This window comes from Pseudomonas sp. B21-054, assembly GCF_026016345.1.
GTDB lineage: Bacteria > Pseudomonadota > Gammaproteobacteria > Pseudomonadales > Pseudomonadaceae > Aquipseudomonas.
The window spans coordinates 5,031,682-5,055,804 of record NZ_CP087204.1; the positions used below are offsets into that span (position 1 = coordinate 5,031,682).

Genomic DNA, 24,123 nt, shown 5'->3' on the forward strand with positions numbered 1-24,123 from the left:
GACATACCGCTATCGCGAGCAAGCTCGCTCCCACAAGGGCCCTTCAGGGTTGGGTCAGGCCAGTTCAGCCACGACCGCCGCCAGCGCCTTGGCCGGATCAGCTGCCTGGCTGATCGGACGGCCGATCACCAGGTAATCGGAACCGGCGTCCAGCGCCTGGCGCGGGGTGAGGATGCGCCGCTGGTCGTCCTGGGCGCTGCCCGCTGGACGAATGCCCGGGGTCACCAGTTGCAGCGACGGGTGCGCCGCTTTCAGCGCGCTAGCCTCCAGGGCCGAACAGACCAGACCGTCCAGGCCGGCCTTCTGCGCCAGCGCCGCCAACCGCAGCACCTGCTCCTGGGGCTCGATGTCCAGGCCGATCCCGGCCAGGTCCTCGCGCTCCATGCTGGTCAGCACGGTCACGCCGATCAGCAAGGGTTGCGGGCCACTGCGCTGATCCAGCACTTCACGGCAGGCCGCCATCATGCGCAGGCCGCCGGAGCAATGCACGTTGACCATCCACACGCCCATCTCCGCGGCAGCCTTGACGGCCATGGCAGTGGTGTTGGGGATATCATGGAACTTCAGGTCCAGGAACACCTCGAAACCCTTGTCTCGCAAGGTACTAACGATCTCCGAAGCGCAGCTGGTGAACAGTTCCTTGCCGACTTTGACCCGGCAGAGCTTGGGGTCCAACTGGTCGGCCAGCTTCAAGGCGGCGTCACGGGTAGGGAAATCCAGGGCGACGATAATGGGCGTCTGGCAGGCGGACATGAGCGGGCTCTCAGGCAAGTCGAAATCGGCGCGCATTGTAGCGGAACCAGCGCCCGTGCGGGACCCGATGATCGGTAAATCCTCATCGCGTCCAGGGCAGCATGGACGATGCCGTCCATTGTGTCGAAGCCGATACACTCATGACATGCCGGCAACACGCGGGCACGCTACCGTCCGCCGCCGCAACCCGTCCTTTCAGCGCTTCACGCCTCGCGGCACCAAGCCTATGCTGAAGCCTCAACCTCGCCGCCTTCTTTGCGGTTGGCAGCCTACCTGGCAGATGATGCATCCATGCAGAACACCCCTGTTGCCAATTCTGACGATCGAAAAGCGCCCGATGATGACAAGCGCTGGACCACCCGCGCACTGATCGTCGACGACGATGTGCCGATCCGCGAGCTGCTGATCGATTACCTGGCCCGTTTCAGCATACGCGCCAGCGGCGTGACCGATGGCGCGACCATGCGCCAGGCGATGCAGGCCGAGCATTTCGACGTGGTCGTGCTCGACCTGATGCTGCCGGGCGAAGACGGCTTGCAACTGTGTCGCTGGCTGCGCGCCGAATCGGACATCCCGATCCTGATGCTCACCGCCCGGTGCGAACCCACCGACCGTATCATCGGCCTGGAGCTGGGGGCCGACGACTACATGGCCAAGCCTTTCGAACCCAGGGAACTGGTGGCGCGGATCCAGACGATCCTGCGCCGGGTGCGTGACGACCGTACCGAGCAGCGGGCCAATGTTCGCTTCGACAACTGGCGGCTCAACAGCGTACTACGCCAACTGATCTCCGCCGACGGATTGGTGGTGCCGCTGTCCAACGCCGAGTTCCGCCTGTTGTGGGTCTTCATCGAACGACCGCGCCGGGTGCTCAGCCGCGAACAACTGCTGGACGCCGCCCGGGGGCGCTCCATCGAGGCGTTCGACCGCAGCATCGATCTGCTGGTCTCGCGTCTGCGCCAGAAACTGGGTGACGACCCGAAGGCACCGCACCTGATCAAGACCGTACGCGGTGAAGGCTATCTGTTCGATGCCCGGGACATTGGCTGATGCAACTGCGCCTCGACTCCCTGTTCGGCCGCCTGTTTGGCGTGCTGTTGTTGGCGATCGTCCTGGCACATCTGTTGGCCTTTGCCTGGTTTTTTCACTACGACCAGCCACCACCTCCCGGGCCACCGCCGGAATTTTCCCGGCAGGGTGAAGCACCGCCGCCCTTTGGCCCACCCCCAAACCGCCCTCCGCGCCCCTGGTTCGGCGGTCCGGTAGTGCCGCTGACATTTCAGTTCGTGCTGTTGATCGCCGCCGCCTGGTACGGCGCCAAACTGCTGACCCGACCGATCCAGCGCCTGAGCGACGCCGCCGAGCGCTTGAGCGAAAACCTCGACAGCCCGCCACTGGATGAAAACGGCCCTAGGGAGGCGCGACAAGCGGCCCATACGTTCAACCTGATGCAGCAACGGATTCGCGAGCAGGTGCAGCAACGCTCACGCATGCTCGGCGCGGTGTCCCATGACCTGCGCACGCCCCTTTCGCGGCTCAAGTTGCGCCTGGAACAGATCGATGACATCAAGCTGCAAGGCCAGATGCGCCAGGACCTGGACGATATGATCGGCATGCTCGATGCCACCCTTACCTACCTGCATGAACAGCGCACCAGCGAGGCGTTGCAGTGGATGGACGTGCAGGCCTTGGTGGAATCATTGAGCGAAAACGCCCAGGACCAGGGCGCCGATGTGCAGGTCAGCGGCTCCTGCGCCCCACTGCAGGTGCAACCCATGGCACTGCGCTCGTGCCTCAACAACCTCATCGACAACGCCCTGCGCTACGCCGGCCATGCCTTGATTGCCCTGCAAGACCAGCAACACCAGGTATTGATCCGGGTCATCGACCACGGCCCCGGTATTGCGGCGGACAAGCGCGAGGCGGTGTTCGAGCCCTTTTTCCGCCTGGAAGGCTCGCGCAATCGCAACTCCGGCGGCGTCGGCCTGGGCATGACCATCGCCCGGGAAGCCACCGAACGCCTGGGCGGGCAGTTGAGCCTGGAAGAAACGCCCGGGGGTGGATTGACGGCGGTGATCAGCCTGCCTCGCGCCTGAGAACACACCTCCCACAGGGGCCAGCGTGTCCTAGCGGTCTTGTACAACCGCAGGTACAAACTCCACACACCCACGACAACTGCCCCGCTGAGGCTGCATAAGCCGGTGGACCCACCGGCTATTCCAGTCCAAGGAGAGCGCCCATGATCGGTAGCGTCAGCAGTTACCCGACCTATACCAGCACCAGCAGTACCACGAGCAACAGTGCCCGCATCCAGCAGTTTCAGAAGGAGCTGCTCAGCAAGCTCGACAGCAACGCCGACGGCTCGGTCGATCAGGACGAGTTGAGCTCCGCCCTGTCGCAGAAAAGCGACGACGGCATCCTAGTTAGCCTGAGCGACAATTTTGACGATCTGGACAGTGACGGCAGCGGTGACCTGAGCGGCGAGGAAATGGCCGCGATGGCCCCGCCACCTCCACTGCCACGGGACCAGGCGCCGGATACCGAACTGGCCGATGCACTGCTCAGCGCCCTGGACACCGACGAAGATGGCACCGTCAGCAGCGACGAATTGAGCAGTGGCCTGACCAGTGCCGGCAGCAGTGTCGACAGCCAGCAAGTGTTCTCGGCCCTGGACAAGAATGAAGACAGTACCGTCAGCCTCGACGAACTGGCCGCCAGCCTCGCCCCGCCGCCAACTCCCCCCCAACAAGCCTCCAGCGAAGAGTTGTTCAGCCAGCTCGATACCGATGGCGACGGCTCCGTCACCGCCAGCGAACTGACCAGCGCCCTGCAGGCCGGTCGCAGCAGCGACAGTTCCACCGATCAGGCCAACGTCAGCGAGGCGCTGAACAGAATGATCGCCAACCTCAGCCGGCAATATTCGCTGGATAACGTTGCCACCGTGGGCAAGCACCTGAACGTAGCGACCTGACTCACCCGTACACCTGGCTCTTCGGGAGCCAGGTTCGCGACTGATGGGTCGATGATCCCCCTTGTGCCTGGGATTACTTTGCCTGACTCTTGCTCCAATCCGTCAGCAAGCTATACGCCACCGCCAACAACGTCGGGCCGATGAACAGCCCGATGAAACCGAAGGCGATCAACCCGCCAAACACCCCCAGCAACACAATCACCAACGGCAGGTTTCCACCTCGGCTGATCAGGTAGGGTTTGAGCACGTTGTCCACGCCGCTGATGATGAAGGTGCCCCAGATCCCCAGGAACACCGCCATCCCGTATTCCCCCTTCCACGCCAACCAGGCTGTGGCAGGGATCCACACCAGCGGCGGGCCCATGGGAATCAGGCTGAGCAGGAAAGTGACGATGCCCAGCACCAGCGCACCCGGCACCCCGGCAATCAGGAAACCGATCAACGCCAGCACGGCCTGGGCCGCCGCAGTGCCGATCACGCCGTTGACCACTCGCTGCACCGTACCGGCCACCAACTCGATGTAGTAACCGGCACGATCACCGATCAGGCGCTCCAGCAACCCGTGGACGAACACCGCCAATCGCGGACCGTCCCGATAGAAAAAGAACACGAACACGATACTCAGGGTCAGCTCGAGAATACCGCCGCCGATCTGCGCGCTACGGGCCAACAGCCAGTTGCCGATTTGCCCCAGGTAAGGCCGGGCGGACACCATCATCGCGGCGCCCTGCTGGTCAATGCTGTTCCAGATGCCCACCAGCCGTCCACCCACCAAGGGTACGCCGGCCAGCCAGGTCGGGGCTTCGGGTAGACCGTCGACCTGGGCGTCCTTGATGAACGCCGTGGCATCGCGCACATGGTCGGCCAGGTTGAAACCGAGCCATACCAGCGGCACTGCCACCAGCAGCATCCAGCCCACCGTCAGCAGCGCCGCGGCCAGGGATTCACGTCCATTGACCCAGCGGGTCAGCAGGCGCATCAGCGGCCAACTGGCGAACGCCAGCACCGCGCCCCAGAACAGCGCCGACCAGAACGGCGCCATCACCCAGAGGCTTGCGCCGAACAACACCAGGAGCAGGATCTGCACCAACAGCCGATCGTTATTGAGCATGTAGGGTCTCGAAAAATGGACAAAGCCAGGGCAACGGCGTCAGAGCCGCCACCTGAAACAGCTTATCGCAGCAACTCAAGGTGCAGGCCCGCCGCATCGCCACTGGCCGCCTCCATCCGCGCCGCTCGGACGCCCTGGTCAATCAAGGCCTGACGCCAGGCCTCGGCCTCGGGGCCGGCGATACTGACCCGAAGGCCGGTATCCAGGTTCAGCGCCCGGGACAGCAGGCGTAACCAGGTGTCGTCCGGCTCACCGGCAAGACGCGGCAAGTCGAGCGCGCCGGTGTCCTTGAGCTGGCGCAGCAGCGTGGCCGAAGTCGGCAGCACATCGCCCAGCGCCGCGCTCGACTCGAACTGCTCGACATGCAGGTAGGCCTTGCGGTTGCCGCGCGTGATGCCGTACAGCGCGATCAGGGTGTTATCCGCCGGTGGCGCCAGCCGTAGCAGCAAGTAGGCCTGTCCATTATCGGCACCGTAGAGCTTGGCATTGCCGAATACTTCGTTGGCCCACAGGCTGCTCTCGCCGCAATCGCGGGCCTGGCACCAGAACAACAGCTCGGCACCCTGTTTCTGCAGTGCTTCGCGAGCCAAGGTAAAGGCCTGGTTAGCGGAATGTTCTGGCGGCAGTTCGTAAGTGACCGATGTAACGTTGCCACGGGCATCGACCTGGCCGTCGAAGCGTAACTGGCCGCTGATCCTGCGGATCGAGCCCATGGGGTAGACGCGTTCCAGGTCGCTGGTTTGGCGGTAATCGACGATCTGCGCATCGGGCATGCGTGGCACGCGCTCCAGATCATGACTGCCGGGCACATCGACGGCGAACGACGCCGGGCTGACGCAAGCCAGCGCCAGCAGGGCGAGTGAATGAACGGATAATTTCATCGGATCGGCTTGGCCTGGGTTTCTTGGACGAAACGGGCGTCGTCGATGCGCCGCGAGGCGGGTAAACAGAGATCTGTCATGGTTGTCTCCCTTTCAACCCGCCCAGCCTCGACAGTTGCCCGGCGCAAGTCAAGAAACGGTGAAGAACCGATTGAAACAGTCTGCTACAAGCGCGGCGCCGACCTCGTCGTTCAGGTGCAAATGATGCCCACCGGGCAACTGCTCATGGCTGAAGGGTAGACGCTCCAGCAACTCAGGGTGTTGGGCGAGCATGCCGTCGGCCGCCACCACCAGATGGGCAGGACAACCGACCCGCGCCACGAACGCCATCGCCTGTTCATCGGTCAGGCGCAGCGGCGACGGCAGGGTCAGGCGGTTGTCGGTGCGCCAGGTATAGCCCCCGGGAACCGGCATCAAGCCGCGCTGGGCCAGCAACTCGGCGGCCTCGCGACTGACCGCCACCAAGCCCTTCATGCGGGCTTCGATGGCGCGGTCGAGGGTTTTGTAGACGGGCTTGCGTTTTTGCTGCAAGTCCAACTGGGCTTGCAAGGCCATGCCCATGCGTTCGGCCGCGTTATCGCCTTTGGCTGTGGGAGGAATGACCCCATCGATCAACCCCAGGTGCGTCACCCGTTCCGGCAAGGCGCCGGCCAGCACCAGCGAGACGATGGCGCCCATGGAATGCCCCAACAGGGCGAAACGCTCCAGGCCCAATTGTTCGGCGACCTGCAGCACATCATGGGCATAGTCCCACAGCGCGTAGCCGGCGCCGGGCGGCCGATGCCCGGAATGACCGTGCCCGGCCATGTCCAGGGCAATCACCCGCAGCCCCTCCAACCGAGGGGCCAGTCGCGCGAAGCTGTTGGCGTTGTCCAGCCAGCCGTGCAAGGCGATCACCGGACGGCCCTCCTCCGGCCCGAACAGATGGGCCGCCAGTTCAATGTGGGGCAGGCTCAGGCGGACTTCTTCGACTGTACTCATGCGCTGCGCCCTTCCCAGCGCCGGAACAGGTCCTTGAGCAGGTTGGCCGTGTCTTGAGGACGTTCCAGGGGGAACATATGGCCGCCGGGCATGCTCAGGGATTCGCCATGGGGCATGCGCCCCACCGAACGGGCGTGATGACGCATCACCACGCGACTCTGCCGGCCACGCACCACCGCCAGCGGCACTTGGAGCGTACGGGCCCGCCCCGGACTGGTGTGCGGCACGCCGCGATAGATGCTGATTTCCGTGGCCGGGTCGAAGCGCAGCCGCAAGCGGTCGCCGACTTGCTGCAGGCCATGCTGCAGATAGGCATCGAAGCATTCCGGATCGAAACCGCGGAACAGGGTCTTGCCAGCAAAATACTGCCGGGCCGACTCCAGGTCGGCGAACTCCTCGCGCCGCCCCAGCGTCCGGCCGGCTGGCGTCAGGCGGTCGATGAAGCCCAGGCGCTTGGCGGCCAGGATCACCCATCGGTCGGCGCGGGTCAGCACCGGCGAGTCGAGCATGACCACGCCCCGGTACAACTGTGGGCAACGCAACGCCGCGTGCAAGTGCAGGACGCCGCCCAGGGAATGGCCGACGCCCCACACCGGTTCCGGCTGCTGTTCCAGATGATGGATGAGTTCGTCCACCAGGTTGTGCCAGTTATCATCCACCGGGAAACGCGGGTCATGCCCGTGCAATTCCAAGTGCGCGACCTTGTACTGCGGCGCCAACGCGGCGAACAACTTGCCGTAGGTGGCCGAGGGAAAACCATTGGCGTGGGCGAAAAACACCTGTTGCGACATGACGGCCGATCCATTGGGGGAACTGGGAGCGATTGTCCGCAGAACCCGACGGTGCGGCAATGACCGTAACTGCCAGGAATGATGACAGTCGGGCTTGGGCTATGGGGTTATGGAACTGTGAGCACTGGCCTCTGTGGCGAGGGGATTTATCCCCGCTGGGGTGCGAAGCGCCCCCAAACCGGTCTACTCGATCAGTCTGATGCACCGAGTTGGCTGATTTCAGGGCTGCTTCGCAGCCCAACGGGGATAAATCCCCTCGCCACAGGAGATCGCATCCACCTTGGCTTTCACCGCCCCGGCGGTTGCTCACCCAGCGGCACCACCGCCATGGTCAGGCGCGACACACAGTTGACCTTGCCATCGTCATTGGTCAGGCGAATATCCCAGACCTGAGTGGTGCGACCCAGGTGAACCATTCGGGCCGTGGCCGTCACCCGCCCACTGCGCACGCCGCGCAAGTGGTTGGCATTGATTTCCAGGCCCACGCAATAGAACTTGCTGGCGTCCACGCACAGATAGGCGGCCATGGACCCGACCGTTTCAGCCAACACCACCGACGCACCGCCATGCAGCAGGCCGAACGGCTGGTGAGTGCGGTGGTCGACGACCATGCTGGCGGTCAGGGACTCGTCGTCGAACGACTCGAAACGAATGTCCAGCACTTCGGCGATGGTGTTTTTACCGGAGGCATTCAATTGCTCGATGTTGGGGGTGGTGCGCCACAGACTCATCGTTGTCGTTCCTTTGCGGTTTTTATTGGGCTCAACCCGGCTGCCAGCCTGCCTATGGGTGCTTGATAGCCTTGAGCGTCATTGCCCCGGCCAATGGCAGCTCACCGTCCAGCTCAGCCAGGCCAGCCGTCTGCACTTGCTCGGGTTGTTGCAGATGACCGTGTTGCAGCAAGCCCAGCAGGCTGCCCACCAACGGGTTATGGCTGACCAGCAGCACATCGTCCGGATCATCGAGATGGTCCAGGACGGTTTGCGGCCGGGTATCCGGCGTCAGCCAATCGACCGTTTTCAACTCCGGCTCGAAACCCAGGGCTTCGCGCACCAGCTGTGCCGTCTGCTGGGCGCGCAGGTAAGGACTGGCATAAATGGCGGTCAGCGGCTGGCCGATCAGCTGTGCGGCACTGCGCAACACTTCTTCGCGACCGTGGACGGTCAGTGCCCGCTCGGGGTCTGGACGAGTGCCGTGCGGCTCGGCTTCACCATGACGCAATATCCACAATTTCATAGCTTCGGTTCCTCGTCCCGGACAGGGTGTGGGGCGGGCGCCACAACGTGAGGCGCTTCTCCTTCCGGCGTGCGCGGGGCCGGCCAGTCAGCGAACGGCCAGGGTTTCTGGTCGCTGTGGAAGGTGCCGAACCGGCCGATCTGGGCCAGGAACTGGCTCAGGCTATCGCCGAAATTCATCAGGCTGGCACTGGGTGCGCCGTAGATCAGCCGATAGATCAGTTGCACCAGCACCACGGCGCCCAGGATGAATTGCGCCACCTGCCAGACCAGCAGATAAATCACCATCCACAGCACGCGCAGCAGGATGGATTCGTATTGAGGCTGCCCTTTCGGATCGTTCATGGTTCGCTCCTGCTTGCGGTCAATAGCGGTTCAGTTGAAACCGCTGGTGGAAATGAAATCGACGTCGGTCTTCGGTTCGCCACGCATCAACAGTTCGATCACCTGTTCCAGCGTGCGCCCCTCGAACAGGATCGCATGCAGCCCGGCGACCAGCGGCATGTACACGCCGGCCTCCTGGGACTTGGCCTTGAGCACCTTGAGGGTGTTGACCCCTTCGGCCACTTCGCCCAGGCGCGACACCGCCTCGTCCAGGCTCAGGCCCTGGCCGAGGGCAAAACCGACCTGGTAGTTGCGGCTCTTGGGCGAGGAACACGTGACGATCAGGTCGCCCACCCCGGCCAACCCCAGGAAGGTCATCGGATTGGCCCCCTGGCTGACGGCAAAGCGAGTCATTTCCGCCAGTGCCCGGGTGATCAGCATACTCTTGGTGTTTTCCCCCATGCCCAGCGCCACTGCCATACCGGCAATGATTGCATAGACATTCTTCAGCGCCCCGCCCAACTCCACACCAAAACGGTCGGCACTGGCATAGACCCGAAAGGTACGGCCATGGAGCGCCGCCTGGACCCGCTGGCACAGTTCTTCGTCTTCACTGGCGACCACCGTGGCGGTCAAGGCGTGCTCGGCGATCTCCCGCGCCAGGTTCGGACCGGAAATCACACCGATTCGAGCCTTGGGGGCGATTTCTTCGAGAATCTCGCTCATCAGTTTGAAGGTCTGGGCTTCGATGCCCTTGGTCAGGCTCACCAGCAGCTTGCCGCTCAAACATTCGGCATGGGCTGCCAATACCGAGCGCAAGGCACTGGACGGCAAGGCGACGAAAAACAGATCGCTGCCCTGCAGGGTCGCCTGCAAGTCGGTGACCGGCTCCACTTCCGGGCGGATCTTGATGCCCTTGAGGTAGCGCGGGTTCTCACGGTTGACCCGGATGGCCTCGGCCTGTTCAGGGTCACGCATCCATTGGCGTACCGGGTGACCATTCTCGGCCAGCAGGTTGGCCACGGCGGTGCCGAAACTCCCGCCTCCCAGGACCGCAATCGGGCGCTGTTCAGTCATATGCAATCCGTTCATCCATACCAAGTGGCAATGCGGGGCATTATACGGAGCGGCCGGATGGCGACCAGCCCCGGCAACAATTACCGCCAGCCGTAGGAAGCTGACCATTAATTCCTAGGAAAATGCTGTCAACGTGAATGGAAAAGTCGTTCAGCTCAGTTAACATGCCCGCCATTCTTTCGTTATCGAAGGCTGTGCCGTGTTCGTTGGCCCTTCCCGTTCAGGTTCGTCACTGCTACTGGCGCTGATCATCAGCCCGCCAGTGCTGGCTGACGATTTGTTCGTGGACAGCCAGCCCCTGCCCCAAGTGCTGACGGCCACGCGCCTGAAGCAATCGCCGGCGGCGGTGCCGGGCAGCATGACCGTGGTCGACAGCGAATTGATCAAGGCCAGCGGCGCCCGGGACATCAGCGAACTGCTGCGCCTGGTGCCGGGCATGATGGTCGGCAATATCAGCGGCAACCAGGCCGCCGTGAACTACCACGGCACCAACGCCAGCGAAGCCCGACGCATGCAGGTACTGATCGATGGCCGCTCGGTATACCGCGCCGGCCTGGCCACGGTGGACTGGAGCGATATTCCGGTGGCCCTGGAAGACATCGACCGGATCGAAGTCTTCCGTGGGCCCAACACCGTCAGCTACGGCGCCAATGCGCTGATGGCGGTGGTCAATATCATCACCCGCGCCCCCGCCGACAGCCACGGCACCCGGCTGAAAATCACCCGGGGCCAGCGCGGCATCAGCGACTGGTACGCCAGCCAGGGCAGCGGTTGGGAGGGCGGCGACCTGCGGTTGTCGCTGTCTGGCCAGGAAGACGATGGCTTTGACAGCGACCGCAACGACGCCGATTACCGCGACAGCCGTCGCCTGAACCGCTTCAACCTGTCCGTCAGCCAGACGCTGAACGAGCAGCAGAGCATCGACTGGCAATTGAACGCCAAGGACGGGACCAACCAGCGGCCCTATACCTATCATCCGGTGTTTGCCGGGATTACAGCCGCTGGGGATAACTCCGACGTCATCGCCAAGGACTACGCCGGTTCGCTGCGCTGGAACCTGGACCTGGACCCCGATCACAGCCTTTATGTACAAGGCTCGATCCAACACTGGGATCGCCAGCAAACCTGGCGCGCCTGTGATGCCGAGGTGTCCTTCAGCCCGCAACTGACCGACCTGTGGCAGCTCAACCCCAACTATGCCGAGAAGCTGGCGCGCAACATTCCCAACTACACCAGCACCGGCGCGCCACCCGGCACGCCACAGGAGCAGGCGTTGGCCAACCAGGTGCTCGACCAGTGGCGCAACGGCGCCTCGCAAACCCTGTGTGGCGATATCGACCAGAGCGCCCGGGAATCGCGCTACGACCTGGAGATCCAGGACACCCTGAGCCTGTCCGACAGCCTGCGCCTGGTCACCGGGGCCAACTATCGCTACGACCGGGCCGACTCGGAGACGTACTTCAACGGCACCCTGGACGACACCACCTGGCGCCTGTTCGGCCAGCTCGAATGGCGGGCCACCGAGCACTGGCTGTTGCAGGGCGGCGCGATGTTCGAAGACACCCGCCTGACCGGAAGCTCGCTGACCCCACGGGTGGCGGTCAACTACCTGATCACCCCGCGCCATGGCCTGCGGGCGGTGTACTCCGAAGCCGTGCGCTCCCCGGACATGTTCGAGAACAATGTCAACTGGAGCTACCAGGTCACCAACCTGCAGCCCACCGCCTTCGGCCAGAGCAGCGCCCGTTACTTTGTCCAGACCCGTGGCCCGGGGAACCTGGAACAGGAGCACATGCGCTCCAGGGAACTGGGCTACAACGGTTATTTCATGGAGCTGGGCCTGACGGTCGATGTGAAGCTGTTCCATGACGAAATCACCGGCATGATCAGCGAACCGCTGCGCAACAATCAGTACATCGCCAGCAACAGCAACGAATCACAATTCTCCGGGGCCGAAACCCAGGTCGACTGGCGAATGACCAGCGCCGACCGCCTGCGCCTGACCTACGCCTACGTCGATGCCCAGGCCAGCAATCCTCTCGATGAACAACTGACCGCCCGTAGCAGCGGCTCGGCCGGTTGGCTGCGGGATTGGGGCCAGGGCTGGAACAGCGCGGTCTTCTATTACGCCGCCGATGCGCTCAACGGTTATCGCTTCGAACGGGTCGACACCCGCCTCGCCCGGCGCATCCCGCTGGGCAAGGCCAGCCTGGAGCTGGCGGGCGTCCTGCAACAACGCCTCGACAATCAGCCCACCACCTTCGTCGACAACCGCTACGACTCCCGTCATGTCCTGTATTTCAGCGCGGAGTTGTCCTTCTAAATGGCCCGGGGCCAACCACGCACGACGCCATTTCTTGGCCGCCTGACGCTGGCGCTATGCCTGATGTTTGCCGGCTTGCTGACGACGATCGAGGCCCGCGCCGCCGAGATTCTGTTGACCGGTGTCGAGGACAGTCCCGGCGTGCAGTCCTTCACCCAGGCCCTCAAGGCCCTGCGTCCCGAGGACAATGTGCGGTTCACCCGGCTGGCGGGCCTGCCGACGCCGGACAAATTGCCGGGCAATGTCCGTCTGGTCCTGCTTGACCTGCCCAGCCTCGACTGGCGCCTGCAAGACAGCCGTGGGCCGGCCACGCTGGTGCTGCGCATCAGCCGCCAGCAAGCCCGGGATCGCCTGGGCGAGGCAACGCCGGATCACCTGAGCCTGCTGTGGAGCGACCCGCCGATGGCGCGGCAACTGCGGCTGATCCGCACAGTCCTGCCACAAGCGCGACGGGTCGGCGTGCTGTTCGACAAGCACAGCGAGTTCCTGCTCAGGGACCTGCGCCAGGCCGCCGCCCCCCTGGATCTGGAAATCGTCACCGAACGCTGGAACGACACCAGCGACAGCCGCCCGCTGCGAAACCTGCTGGACCAGAGCGATGTGCTGTTGGGCCTCGACGACCCCGACCTGTACAACCCCAAGACCGTGAAAAACCTCTTGCTCAGCAGCTACGCCCGGCAACGTGCGCTGATCGGGCCGAGCGCCGCATTCGTCAAGGCCGGCAGCCTGGCCAGCACCTACAGCGACCAGGACGACTGGCTGGCGATTCTCGACGAACTGCTCGACCGCCCCGCCGCCACCTGGCCGCGCACTTTGTACCCGGCCCGTTTCAAAGTCCTGAGCAACCGACAAGTCACCCGCTCACTGGGGATCGAACCGATTGACGCCGAATCCGTCGCTGCGACATTGGCCGAAGGAGAACACCGCCCATGACCTTGCGTCGCCGTTGGGACATCAATACCCGCACCCAGCTCATCGCCCTCGGCCCGGCGTTGTTGCTGACCGTGCTGTTGATCAGCTTCTTCACCTTCGTGCGGATCCAGGACTTGCGCCAGGAACTCAATCACACCGGCCAGCTGATCGCCAACCAACTGGCTCCCGCCACTGAATACGGAGTGATTTCTGGCAACAAAGAGGTGCTGGAAAGCCTGCTCACCGCGACCCTGGCGACGCCCCACGTGCGCTTCCTGGAGATTCAGGACAGCACGAACCGGGTGCTGGTGTACGTCGAGCAATCCGAATCAACCGACGACCACTCTCAGCAGGTCGAAGTGTTCCAGGCCCCGGTTCGCCTGCAACGCATTGCCCTGAACAATGATTTTCTGCAAGGCGACAGCGCTTCCACTGAAGCCCCCGGTGAAGATTACCTGGGCCGCGTGATCGTTGGCATGTCCAGTGACGCCTTCAGCCAGCGGCAGCAGGAAATCCTGTTCAAGGCCGCCATCCTGGCGCTGTTCGCCCTGTTGTTTACCTTTCTCGTGGCGCGCCGCCTGGCATCGAACCTGTCCCGTCCGATCCGCGATATCGGCAACGCGGTCAAAGCGATCCAGCAAGGCGACTACAGCACGCCGCTGCCCATCGTTGACGACGGTGAACTGGGCGCGTTATCGCGGCACATCAACAACCTGGCCGACGGGCTCGAGCAAGCCAGCCGCGAACAACACCAGGCCATGGAGCAACTGATCAAGACCCGGGAGGAAGCGGAAAAGGCCAACAGCGCCAAGTCTGAGTTCCTGGCGATGATGAGCCATGAACTGCGCACGCCCATGAACGGTGTACTGGGCATGCTGCAACTGCTGGAAACCACCCGGATGACCGACGAGCAGCATGAGTACACGGCGCTGGCGTCCGAATCCACCGAACACCTGCTGAAGGTGATCAACGACATCCTCGACTTTTCGCGCATCGAGCGCTCGGCCCTGGAGCTGGAACACATCTCGTTCAATCTGGCGGAATTGGTGGGCAGTTGCGCCCAGTCGTTCCAGCACAGCGCCGCGCAACGCAAACTGGGCCTGGAGCTGTTGATCCCCGACGACATGCAAGCCTTGCAGGTCCAAGGCGATCCGACGCGAATCCGGCAGATCCTGGTGAACCTGATCGGCAACGCGCTGAAATTCACCGAGCAAGGTCAGGTCACCGTGCAGTGCCAATGGCAGGCCCTGGATCACGAACTGTTGTGGTTCACCTGCACGGTGCGGGACAGCGGCATAGGCATTCCGACTGAGAGCCTGGAGCGCATGTTCGACGCCTTCCAGCAAGCCGACAGCTCGATTTCCCGGCGTTACGGCGGCACCGGCCTGGGCCTGCCAATCGCCCGCACCCTGGCCGAACGCATGGGCGGCACGCTGCGAGCCCAGAGTGAAGAAGGCCTGGGCTCGGTGTTCACCCTTGAGATTCCGCTGGCCCGCTCGCGGCAGATCCCACCGCCCCTGGCGCCGCGCCTGTCGAGCGGCAGCGGTGATGGCGAAGGCCGTAACGTGTTGTTGGTCGAAGACAACCCGGTGAACCAGACGGTGATCGAAGCCATGCTGCGCAGTCTGGGCTTCACGGTCAGCGTCGCGGTCGACGGTGCCCAGGCCGTACGCAGCGCCGAAAGCCTGATTTTCGAAGCGATCCTCATGGATTGCCGACTGCCCATTATCGACGGCTACGAAGCCACGCGGCAGATCCGCCGGTTACCCGGCTGCAGCGAGGTGCCGATCATCGCCCTCACCGCCAATGCCTTGCAGGGCGACCGCGAAGCCTGCCTGGCGGCGGGTATGAACGATTACCTGGCCAAGCCGTTCAAACGCGTTGACCTGCAGCAAATTCTGCAGCGTTGGGTGCATTAGTAGCCTGTGTGACTGGCGTGAAAGGCGAAAGTGCGGCAGTCTTAGGCACCCGAACAAGCCTCGATTGGGGCTTGAATAAAAATTTCAGTGCACAGGTGTACATTCATTTCCCGTGTGCTGTGACTTTCACTACAACGCAATAGTCTATGAGTAGGCTGTCGATTCGAGGCATGAACGCTTCGATCGGCCGGGAAGATTTGCCCCACCCTGCCGCATGGGACTATTGAGGAGCTCGCATGACCAAACAAAACGCCTTTACTCGGGAAGACCTGCTGCGCTGCAGTCGCGGTGAGCTGTTCGGCCCTGGTAACGCGCAACTGCCCGCCCCGAACATGCTGATGGTGGATCGCATCACCCATATCAGCGAAGAGGGTGGCAAGTACGGCAAAGGTGAATTGGTCGCCGAGCTGGATATCAATCCGGACCTGTGGTTCTTCGCCTGCCACTTCGAGGGTGATCCGGTGATGCCGGGCTGCCTGGGCCTGGATGCCATGTGGCAACTGGTCGGTTTCTTCCTCGGCTGGCAGGGCCTGCCGGGTCGCGGTCGCGCCCTGGGTTCAGGCGAAGTGAAGTTCTTTGGTCAGGTCCTGCCGACCGCCAAGAAAATCACCTATAACATTCATATCAAACGCGTCCTCAAGGGCAAGCTGAACATGGCCATTGCCGATGGTTCGGTGGCCGTGGACGGTCGCGAGATCTATACCGCCGAAGGCCTTCGGGTCGGCGTTTTCACCTCCACTGACAACTTCTAAGGGTTATCCGCATGCGCCGCGTCGTTATCACTGGTCTGGGCATCGTTTCGTGCCTGGGCAATGACAAAGAGACCGTCTCCGCTAACCTGCGTGCAAGTCGCCCTGGCATCCGGTTCAACCCGGAATATGCTGAAATGGGTCTGCGTAGCCAGGTTTCCGGCTCCATTGACCTTCCCCTCGAAGAGCTGATCGATCGCAAGATCTACCGTTTCGTCGGCCACGCGGCGGCTTACGCCTACCTGGCCATGAAGGACGCCATCGCTGACTCCGGCCTGACCGAAGAGCAAGTGTCCAATGTGCGTACCGGCCTGATCGCCGGTTCCGGTGGCGCCTCGACGCTGAACCAGATGGAAGCGCTGGACACCCTGCGCGAAAAAGGCGTCAAGCGCGTTGGCCCGTACCGCGTCACGCGGACCATGGGCAGCACCGTTTCGGCCTGCCTGGCTACTCCATTCAAGATCAAGGGCATCAACTACTCGATCTCCTCCGCCTGCGCCACCAGTGCTCACTGCATCGGCAACGCCATGGAACAGATCCAGATGGGCAAGCAGGACATCGTATTCGCCGGCGGCGGTGAAGAAGAACATTGGAGCCAGTCGTTCCTGTTCGACGCCATGGGCGCCCTGTCCAGCCAATACAACGAAACCCCGGAAAAGGCCTCCCGCGCCTACGACGCCAAACGGGACGGTTTCGTCATCGCCGGCGGCGGCGGCATGGTGGTGGTCGAGGAGCTGGAGCACGCTCTGGCCCGCGGCGCGAAAATCTACGCGGAAATCGTCGGTTATGGCGCCACTTCCGATGGCTATGACATGGTCGCCCCAAGCGGCGAAGGTGCCATCCGCTGCATGCAGATGGCCATGTCCACCGTTGATGCACCGATCGACTACCTGAACACCCACGGCACCTCGACCCCGGTCGGTGACGTGATGGAAATGAAAGGTGTGCGTGAAGTCTTCGGCGACAAGGCCCCGGCCATCAGCTCCACCAAGAGCTTGTCGGGTCACTCCCTGGGCGCCGCCGGCGTTCACGAAGCGATCTACTGCATGCTGATGATGGAAGGCAACTTCATGGCAGGTTCGGCCAACATCGACGAACTGGATCCGGAAGTGGCCGACATGCCAATCCTGACCAAGACTCGCGAAGACGCCACCATCAACACCGTGATGAGCAACAGCTTCGGCTTCGGTGGCACCAACGCCACCCTGGTATTGAAGCGCTGGCAGGGCAAGTAAGCCCCACCGCTACGCCGCACACAAAAACGCCCCGACTGGTTCGGGGCGTTTTTTTTGCCTGCCAATCCACTACAGGGTCCTGTGGGAGCGGGCTTGCTCGCGAATGCGGTGTGTCAGCAGACGAATATACCGTCTGACACTGCGCATTCGCGAGCAAGCCCGCTCCCACATGAGATCTACAGTGGGATGAAATTCAGCGCACCACAAACCGTTGCTGCGTCAGCAGCCGATCGCCCTGGAACACCATGAACCGCCACTCCCCCGGCACCACTTCGTGGCTTTCGGTGAACTCGTAGGCCATGACGTCCTGGGGCGCGCCGGGCACCAGTTTCTGGATGACTTCGAATTTATCGTGGCGCACGCCGTCAGGAGTGCGGATGCCAGGCGTGAAGTACAACAGGGTCAACGGCTGGTCATCCGCGACCTTGCCCGCCAACTGGTAGCGCATGCCGAACTTGGTGCCCAGTTTCGCCGGTACGCTTTCGGTCTGGCGGATCTGCTCGTTGCTGCGACGCAGGACCCGCTCCCCCGACTGCAGCTCGGCTTGCGGGCCGTCAAAAACGCCGTATTCCACCGGGCCTTCGACACGAACTTCTGCCTGTGCCAGACCGCAGGTCAACAACAGCGCGACCAATGCGCTTGAACGGGTGAGGTGCATAGTGCGCTCCTTGATTGAGATGAGCGCGAGGGTATGACGCCGTAGTGACAGACTGATGACAGACAGGCATTCGCCCACACACCAGGAATCCTCTGTGGCGAGGGGATTTATCCCCGTTGGCGCGCGAAGCGGGCCCAAATCTGATATCTCAGTGTGTCAGACCGATAACCGTCGAAGTTTTGGACCTGCTGCGCAGCCCAGCGGGGATAAATCCCCTCGCCACAAGGTACTTTCTATCTAGGAACTGAACGCGGCAACACCGCCAAAAAGTTATCCCGCGCCACCTTCCTGGCCACGTCTTCCGGCAAGGCATCCAGGAACGGATCGAAGCTGTGCAATTCCTTACCGAGCTTGTTGAAACGCCCTACCACATCCGATCCCACCATGAAGCGCTCCGGAAAGCGCTCTACCAGCCGCACCCACTCCGGCCGGGGCTTGCCCGCCTCGTCCAGCAAGTACGGCGTGAGCAGGCTCCAAGACAGGTCTACATAAAGGTTGGGGTAGGACTCGAGCATCCGGGTCAGGGTCGGCAACAGAAAATCCAGCTGGGTCTGGTGGCGATGGATTTCCATGCTGGTGCCGGCGTGGGCCCAGATGAACCGCGTGTGCGGATGATTACGCAGGGGCTCCTCCATTTCTGCCAGGTACAGCGGATTTTTCTCACGCTTGGAAGTGATGTTGGAATGCAACATCACCGGCAGATCGTTCTCGGCCGCCAGGTGATAGATCCGCGTCATGGCTTCGTTATTGGCCCTCGGGGTATCACCGGAGGTCAACGCCGTGAGGTCATCGTGGCGGGTGAATACCTCGCCGATGCCTTGCCACAGCCCCGGGTACAGATCGAGCATGCGCTGGATGTGAGCGGCGGAGTTCTTGTCGTTGGGATTGAAGCCCGACAGGAAAGGATGGAAGCGTTGGCGTTGCTCGACGGTCAGCTTGCTCACCGCGGCAGCGACAATCACATCGGTGGCGCTGTACCAATAGGCGTCCGCATCGTCACCGGCGTAGTAACGTGGACGCTTGGGCTCGTCCTCATGCCATTTCTTGGCCACCGGAATGCCGGAAATCATCACATGCTCGATGCGATTGTCCGTCATCGCCTGGAGCAGCTTCGGCATGCCGGCGGTTTCCTGGAAGAAATCGACGTAATGCAAGTGCGCATCGCTGTAGGCGTATTCGCGGGCCATGGCGCTGCTGCTCGAAACAGCCAGCAGCCAGGCGAAGATCAGACGGGACAAGGGCACAGGCAGCCTCCAGAGGTCATGAGCAGCATAGACCCTGCTCGTCCCGTCAGGGTTCAAGCCGCCTGTGCCGCACTGGCGGCGGCGAGTTATGCTTTTCTGCATCCATTGTTCAACCTGGAAGACACCATGACCACGCCCCTGATCGTCCGCCCCCGCGCAGAAGATGTTGAAGGCCAACCGATTCTTCGCCCGTTGCCGTCCGCCAAGTGTCGCAGTGTCGGACCTTTCGTGTTTTTCGACCACATGCTGCAAACCTCCTACGCGCCCGGTAGAGGCATGAACATCCGTCAGCATCCCCACATCGGGCTATCCACCCTCACCTACCTGTTCGAGGGAAAACTCCAGCACAAGGACAGCCTGGGTTCCGATCAGGTGGTGGATGCCGGGGACGTCAGCTGGATGACCGCCGGCAGCGCCATTGCCCATGTCGAGCGCACCCCCGAATCACTGCTGGGGAGCGATTTCGTCATGCACGGCTTGCAAGTCTGGCTGGCCTCGCCCAAGTCCCACGAAGAAGGGCCAGGGCACTACAGCCATCATCCGGCACACAGCCTGCCCGTCAGCGACAACCTGGGCGTCAGTATCCGGATGATCGCCGGGTCAGGCTTTTGCCTGGAATCGCCGGTACCGGTGTTGTCTCCTACGCTTTATGCCGAACTGAACCTGCAAACCGCGACGACCTTACTGATTCCCACCGAGCATGAAGAGCGGGCCCTGTATGTCTTGAGCGGCGAGGCGCTGCTGGAGGGCGAGCCGGTGGAACCTCATTCGCTGGTGATACTGCCGGTCGGGAAAGAGATGGCGCTGTTTGCGGACAGTGACTGCCATGCCGTGCTGTTCGGCGGCGCACCGCTGGATGGGCCGCGGCGGATGAACTGGAACTTCGTCTCCAGTGATCCGGCCCGGATAGATGAAGCCCGCCAACGCTGGGCGGCTAGGGACTGGCCGACCGTGCCGGGGGAAAGCGAGCGGATCGAGTTGCCCTGATTTCAGGATTGCTTGTCAGACCGCCATCGCGAGCAAGCTCGCTCCCACATTGGATTTGAGTGATCACAGAATGTGCGTTCACAGCGGATCATTGTGGGAGCGAGCTTGCTCGCGCTGGCTTTATGTCGGACAACAAGAGCACCAGATCCAGAACCCGACGTCAGCCCTTGAACACTTCATCCAGCAAGTTATGCATCGACCTGAACGCCCGTCCGGCGACCTTGGCGTTGTACATCATCTTGCCCGGCACATTGGCCTGCGGGTCGGTGAACGAGTGCACCGCGCCACCGTAGCTGAGCAGTTGCCAGTCCACCCCGGCGGCGTTCATTTCGTCTTCGAAGGCGGGTAGTTGTTCCTTAGGCACCAGCGGATCCGAGGCACCGTGCATCACCAACACCGAACCCTGGATGTTCTGCGCATCCGCCGGGTTCGGCGTATCCAAGGTGCCATGGAATGAAATCGCGGCCTTCAGCGGTGCGCCGGCACGGGCCAATTCCAGGGCGCAGCAGCCACCGAAGCAAAAGCCGAACGTGGCCAGCCTGGAAGCATCGACCTGCGCTTCACCCTGGTTTTGCAGTTGCTCGAGCGCCGCCTGCATGCGCTTGCGCAACAGGGCCCGGTCGTTCTTGAGAGGCATCATCGCCGCCCCCGCCTCGTCGGCGTTGGTCGGACGCACCGTCTGCCCGTACAGGTCGGCAATCAATACGACGTAGCCGTTGGCCGCCACCGTCTTGGCAATATCCTCGGCACCAGCCCCGACGCCCATCCAATTCGGCGCCATCAACAGACCCGGGCGTGGACCCTGCTGGTGAACGTCGAACGCCAAGCGACCTTCATAGGTTTGACCTTCAATCTGATAGACCAGCGAACGAACCGTAATCTGACTCATGACGGACTCTTCTTTAAATGGAACACCAGAAATGAAAAAACCCGCCGAAGCGGGTTTTTTCTCACTTGATTAAGCTGACAGTTCAACCAGCAGCTTGTTCAAGCGGCGTACGTAGGCCGCTGGATCTTTCAGGCTGTCGCCTGCCGCCAGGGCTGCCTGGTCGAACAGGATGTGCGACAGGTCGCCGAAACGCTCTTCGCTCTGCTCGTTGTCGAGCTTTTCCACCAGCGGATGGGCCGGGTTGAACTCGAAGATCGGCTTGGAATCCGGGACCTTCTGGCCACTGGCCTCGAGGATCTGGCGCATCTGCAGACCGAGGTCCTGCTCGCCAATGGCCAGGATCGCCGGAGAGTCGGTCAGACGGTGCGAGACGCGCACTTCACTGACAGCATCGCCCAGGGCGGTCTTGATCCGCTCGACCAGACCTTCCTTGCTCTTGGCGACTTCCTCGGCAGCTTTCTTGTCTTCTTCCGAATCCAGGTTGCCAAGGTCCAGGTCACCACGGGCCACGTCGACAAAGCTCTTGCCGTCGAACTCGTTGAGGTAGCTCATCAGCCACTCGTCGATGCGATCGGTCAGCAGCAGCACTTCGATGCCTTTCTTGCGGAAGACTTCCAGGTGCGGGCTGTTCTTGACCTGTGCATAAGTTTCACCGGTCAGGTAGTAAATCTTGTCCTGACCTTCCTTGGCACGGGCCAGGTAATCGGCCAGGCCAACGATCTGCTCGCCATCGTCACCCTGGGTCGAGGCAAAGCGCAACAGGCCGGCGATCTTCTCTTTGTTGGCGAAGTCCTCGGCCGGACCTTCTTTCATCACCTGACCGAAGTTCTTCCAGAAGCTCTTGTACTGCTCGGGCTCGTTCTTCGCCAGTTTTTCCAGCATGTCCAGTACACGCTTGGTCAGCGCCGACTTCATGGAGTCGATGATCGGATCTTTCTGCAGGATTTCCCGCGACACGTTCAGCGACAGATCGTTGGAATCCACCACACCCTTGATGAAACGCAGGTACAGCGGCAGGAACGACTCGGCCTGGTCCATCACGAACACACGCTGCACATACAGCTTCAGCCCGCGTGGCGCTTCGCGCTGGTACAGGTCGAACGGCGCACGGGCCGGCACGTACAGCAGCGAGTTGTATTCCAGCTTGCCTTCGACCTTGTTATGGCTCCAGCTCAGCGGGTTCTCGTAGTCGTGGGCGATGTGCTTGTAGAACTCCTGGTATTCCTCGTCTTTCACTTCGGTGCGCGGACGGGTCCACAGGGCACTGGCGCGGTTGACGGTTTCCCATTCCACTTCAGGCTTTTCTTCGCCTTCGGCAGCGGTGACTTCCTTCGGCAGCTCGATAGGCAGCGCGATGTGGTCGGAGTACTTCTTGATGATGTTGCGCAGGCGCCAGCCATCGGCGAACTCGTCTTCGCCGGACTTGAGGTGCAGCACGATGCGGGTGCCGCGATCAGCCTTGTCGACGGTGGCGACTTCAAACTCGCCTTCGCCCTTGGACGACCAGTGCACGCCTTCGCTCGCAGCGAGGCCGGCACGGCGGCTGAACACTTCGACCTGGTCGGCCACGATGAACGCGGAATAGAAACCGACGCCGAACTGACCGATCAGGTGGGAATCTTTCTTCTGGTCGCCGGACAGGTTTTTCATGAAGTCGGCGGTGCCAGACTTGGCGATGGTGCCCAGGTGCGTGATCACCTCTTCGCGGCTCATGCCGATACCGTTGTCTTCGAGGGTGACGGTTTTCGCGTCCTTGTCGAAGCTCACACGGATTTTCAGCTCAGCGCCGCCTTCCAGCAGTTCAGGCTTGGAAAGGGCTTCGAAACGTAACTTGTCGACAGCGTCAGAGGCGTTCGAAATCAGCTCGCGAAGGAAAATTTCCTTATTCGAATACAGCGAGTGAATCATCAGGTGCAGCAGTTGCTTCACCTCGGTCTGGAAGCCCAGGGTTTCCTTTTGAGTTTCCACGCTCATGGTCATCAAACTCCAAGTGGATGGTGGTGTCCGCCTCGCTGAGATTGGCGGCGGGATGTCCTCAAGGTGGGGGCAACGGTGATGATTTCAAGGGCGATCGGGTTTTGAGGGCTCCGGGATCTTGAAATGCGCCCGGGCGGTGGCGATGGGCTCGGCTTCGGTGTCCTGCCAGGCGGTGATCGCCACGTTGGCCACTCGCCGCCCCTGACGCCAGACCTGGCACTTGGCGTAGGTGTCGCGAAACTGCCCGGCGCGCAGGTAATCCAGGGAGAAGTCGATGATTTTTGGCACGCCCGGCGCGCCGGTGGTGATCAGCAGATAAACGGCAGCCGACAGCTCCATGAACCCGGCAATGACCCCGCCGTGGATCGCCGGCAGTAAAGGGTTACCAATGTTGTCCTTGTTGGCCGGAAGCCGGAACAGCAATTCATCGCCTTGGCCCGAGCACTCGACGCCAATCAGTTGCGCATAGGGGATCGAGGCCAGCAACAGCGTGTAGTCGCCCCGCGCGCAGGCCTGGCGCAGTTGTTCCTCGGTGACATCGCTCATGGTTGGTCTACGGCGGCCGCTGGACCGCCCCTCTTGAACCCTCTGGCGTGGTCACCCAGGCGCATGAAGGTGCCCACCACATGGGCAATGGGTTGCTCGGGGTCGTCCTGCCAGGCAAAACCCCGGCTGAAGATCACGTCCGGGGTGACCCGGTAGCATTGAGCGAAGCCGTAGATGTCCTTGTGGGGCTCGGCGGCGTGCATGTAGTCGATACGCAAGTCCAGGGTCGGACAGACCTCGAACTGCGGCAGCACGCACAAGGTCGACATGCCGCACGCGGTGTCCATCAATGAGGTCAGCGCCCCGCCGTGGATAATCCCTGTAAGGGGGTTACCGACGATCCCGGGGCTGTAAGGCAAAATCACAGTCAATCCTTCGCGACTGGCGCTGTGCAGCTTCAGGCCCAGTACCTGGCAATGTCTCAGTGCGGACAAAAAGCGTGTCGCGCGCTCAAAAACGGGGTCTTCGGCCATTCGATTAACACTCCAGTTAATGATGAAACCTGACAACCGGCACTTCTCACAAAGTTCCATCGCTGTGCAAGGTTATATATCTGTAAT

24 protein-coding genes are annotated in these 24,123 nt (G+C 62.2%); 9 read left to right on the forward strand and 15 right to left on the reverse strand.

Annotated elements, in window-relative coordinates:
- Window positions 1-54 precede the first annotated feature (54 nt).
- Window positions 55-753: an orotidine-5'-phosphate decarboxylase gene (gene pyrF, locus LOY70_RS21750; protein WP_185046011.1), complete on the reverse strand. Its 699-nt coding sequence runs from the start codon at window positions 751-753 to the stop codon at window positions 55-57.
- Window positions 754-1,044: 291 nt separating this feature from the next.
- Here pyrF and LOY70_RS21755 point away from each other — a divergent pair, with 291 nt between their 5' ends.
- From LOY70_RS21755 to xopAW, 3 genes are all read left to right on the forward strand, one after another.
- Window positions 1,045-1,803, forward strand: a complete 759-nt coding sequence (locus LOY70_RS21755) for a response regulator (RefSeq protein WP_265029290.1) — start codon at window positions 1,045-1,047, stop codon at window positions 1,801-1,803.
- On the forward strand, window positions 1,803-2,849 hold the full coding sequence (locus tag LOY70_RS21760) for a sensor histidine kinase (protein ID WP_265029291.1): 1,047 nt from the start codon (window positions 1,803-1,805) through the stop codon (window positions 2,847-2,849). Before LOY70_RS21755 ends, LOY70_RS21760 begins: the two co-directional genes overlap by 1 nt.
- Window positions 2,850-2,992: 143 nt before the next feature.
- A complete protein-coding gene (gene xopAW / locus LOY70_RS21765; RefSeq protein ID WP_265029292.1) occupies window positions 2,993-3,724 on the forward strand; it encodes a XopAW family type III secretion system calcium-binding effector in 732 nt (243 codons plus the stop codon).
- Between the two features lie 73 nt (window positions 3,725-3,797).
- Here xopAW and LOY70_RS21770 read toward each other — a convergent pair whose 3' ends face one another.
- The 8 genes from LOY70_RS21770 to LOY70_RS21805 all read right to left on the reverse strand — a co-directional run bounded on the left by LOY70_RS21770 (window position 3,798) and on the right by LOY70_RS21805 (window position 10,124).
- Complete coding sequence (locus LOY70_RS21770) at window positions 3,798-4,835, reverse strand: AI-2E family transporter (protein ID WP_123415914.1); 1,038 nt, start codon at window positions 4,833-4,835, stop codon at window positions 3,798-3,800.
- Window positions 4,836-4,897: 62 nt separating this feature from the next.
- Window positions 4,898-5,716, reverse strand: coding sequence for a DUF4892 domain-containing protein (locus tag LOY70_RS21775; RefSeq protein WP_025214916.1), 819 nt, complete (start codon window positions 5,714-5,716; stop codon window positions 4,898-4,900).
- Between the two features lie 129 nt (window positions 5,717-5,845).
- Window positions 5,846-6,697 carry an alpha/beta hydrolase gene (locus LOY70_RS21780; RefSeq protein WP_265029293.1) on the reverse strand — a complete coding sequence of 284 codons (852 nt, stop codon included), beginning with the start codon at window positions 6,695-6,697 and terminating at the stop codon, window positions 5,846-5,848.
- Window positions 6,694-7,488, reverse strand: coding sequence for an alpha/beta fold hydrolase (locus LOY70_RS21785; RefSeq protein ID WP_265029294.1), 795 nt, complete (start codon window positions 7,486-7,488; stop codon window positions 6,694-6,696). Before LOY70_RS21785 ends, LOY70_RS21780 begins: the two co-directional genes overlap by 4 nt.
- A gap of 287 nt (window positions 7,489-7,775) precedes the next feature.
- Window positions 7,776-8,219 (reverse strand): hotdog fold thioesterase, encoded by a 444-nt coding sequence (locus LOY70_RS21790; protein ID WP_123415910.1) that lies wholly within the window; start codon window positions 8,217-8,219, stop codon window positions 7,776-7,778.
- 52 nt (window positions 8,220-8,271) lie between these two features.
- Window positions 8,272-8,724 (reverse strand): phosphohistidine phosphatase SixA, encoded by a 453-nt coding sequence (gene sixA / locus LOY70_RS21795; RefSeq protein ID WP_123345996.1) that lies wholly within the window; start codon window positions 8,722-8,724, stop codon window positions 8,272-8,274.
- Complete coding sequence (locus LOY70_RS21800) at window positions 8,721-9,068, reverse strand: DUF4389 domain-containing protein (RefSeq protein WP_025214921.1); 348 nt, start codon at window positions 9,066-9,068, stop codon at window positions 8,721-8,723. Before LOY70_RS21800 ends, sixA begins: the two co-directional genes overlap by 4 nt.
- A 30-nt stretch (window positions 9,069-9,098) precedes the next feature.
- Window positions 9,099-10,124, reverse strand: a complete 1,026-nt coding sequence (locus tag LOY70_RS21805; protein WP_123346001.1) for an NAD(P)H-dependent glycerol-3-phosphate dehydrogenase — start codon at window positions 10,122-10,124, stop codon at window positions 9,099-9,101.
- A 199-nt stretch (window positions 10,125-10,323) separates the two neighbouring features.
- Between LOY70_RS21805 and LOY70_RS21810 the strand changes: the two genes are divergently transcribed.
- From LOY70_RS21810 to fabB, 5 genes are all read left to right on the forward strand, one after another.
- Window positions 10,324-12,447: a TonB-dependent receptor plug domain-containing protein gene (locus LOY70_RS21810; protein WP_265029295.1), complete on the forward strand. Its 2,124-nt coding sequence runs from the start codon at window positions 10,324-10,326 to the stop codon at window positions 12,445-12,447.
- On the forward strand, window positions 12,448-13,380 hold the full coding sequence (locus tag LOY70_RS21815; protein ID WP_265029296.1) for an ABC transporter substrate-binding protein: 933 nt from the start codon (window positions 12,448-12,450) through the stop codon (window positions 13,378-13,380).
- The gene (locus tag LOY70_RS21820; protein WP_265029297.1) at window positions 13,377-15,278 is read left to right on the forward strand and encodes an ATP-binding protein; all 1,902 of its coding nucleotides are present in this window, start codon (window positions 13,377-13,379) and stop codon (window positions 15,276-15,278) included. The genes LOY70_RS21815 and LOY70_RS21820 overlap by 4 nt, the downstream gene beginning before the upstream one ends.
- Window positions 15,279-15,514: 236 nt before the next feature.
- Window positions 15,515-16,030, forward strand: a complete 516-nt coding sequence (gene fabA, locus LOY70_RS21825) for a 3-hydroxyacyl-[acyl-carrier-protein] dehydratase FabA (RefSeq protein ID WP_123346011.1) — start codon at window positions 15,515-15,517, stop codon at window positions 16,028-16,030.
- 11 nt (window positions 16,031-16,041) lie between these two features.
- Window positions 16,042-17,262 carry a beta-ketoacyl-ACP synthase I gene (gene fabB, locus LOY70_RS21830; protein WP_123346012.1) on the forward strand — a complete coding sequence of 407 codons (1,221 nt, stop codon included), beginning with the start codon at window positions 16,042-16,044 and terminating at the stop codon, window positions 17,260-17,262.
- Window positions 17,263-17,455: 193 nt separating this feature from the next.
- On the opposite strand, the gene LOY70_RS21835 is transcribed toward fabB, so the two are convergent.
- Together LOY70_RS21835 and LOY70_RS21840 are read right to left on the reverse strand one after the other, a co-directional pair.
- The gene (locus LOY70_RS21835) at window positions 17,456-17,920 is read right to left on the reverse strand and encodes a DUF3859 domain-containing protein (protein WP_025214927.1); all 465 of its coding nucleotides are present in this window, start codon (window positions 17,918-17,920) and stop codon (window positions 17,456-17,458) included.
- Window positions 17,921-18,153: 233 nt separating this feature from the next.
- Window positions 18,154-19,170: an amidohydrolase family protein gene (locus tag LOY70_RS21840; protein WP_265038143.1), complete on the reverse strand. Its 1,017-nt coding sequence runs from the start codon at window positions 19,168-19,170 to the stop codon at window positions 18,154-18,156.
- Window positions 19,171-19,290: 120 nt separating this feature from the next.
- Here LOY70_RS21840 and LOY70_RS21845 point away from each other — a divergent pair, with 120 nt between their 5' ends.
- On the forward strand, window positions 19,291-20,151 hold the full coding sequence (locus LOY70_RS21845; protein WP_265029298.1) for a pirin family protein: 861 nt from the start codon (window positions 19,291-19,293) through the stop codon (window positions 20,149-20,151).
- A gap of 160 nt (window positions 20,152-20,311) precedes the next feature.
- On the opposite strand, the gene LOY70_RS21850 is transcribed toward LOY70_RS21845, so the two are convergent.
- The 4 genes from LOY70_RS21850 to LOY70_RS21865 all read right to left on the reverse strand — a co-directional run bounded on the left by LOY70_RS21850 (window position 20,312) and on the right by LOY70_RS21865 (window position 24,036).
- A complete protein-coding gene (locus tag LOY70_RS21850) occupies window positions 20,312-21,040 on the reverse strand; it encodes a dienelactone hydrolase family protein (protein WP_265029299.1) in 729 nt (242 codons plus the stop codon).
- A 69-nt stretch (window positions 21,041-21,109) separates the two neighbouring features.
- The gene (gene htpG, locus LOY70_RS21855; protein ID WP_060743152.1) at window positions 21,110-23,014 is read right to left on the reverse strand and encodes a molecular chaperone HtpG; all 1,905 of its coding nucleotides are present in this window, start codon (window positions 23,012-23,014) and stop codon (window positions 21,110-21,112) included.
- A gap of 87 nt (window positions 23,015-23,101) precedes the next feature.
- On the reverse strand, window positions 23,102-23,563 hold the full coding sequence (locus LOY70_RS21860) for a PaaI family thioesterase (protein WP_265029300.1): 462 nt from the start codon (window positions 23,561-23,563) through the stop codon (window positions 23,102-23,104).
- On the reverse strand, window positions 23,560-24,036 hold the full coding sequence (locus LOY70_RS21865; RefSeq protein WP_265029301.1) for a PaaI family thioesterase: 477 nt from the start codon (window positions 24,034-24,036) through the stop codon (window positions 23,560-23,562). The genes LOY70_RS21860 and LOY70_RS21865 overlap by 4 nt, the downstream gene beginning before the upstream one ends.
- Window positions 24,037-24,123 lie beyond the last annotated feature (87 nt).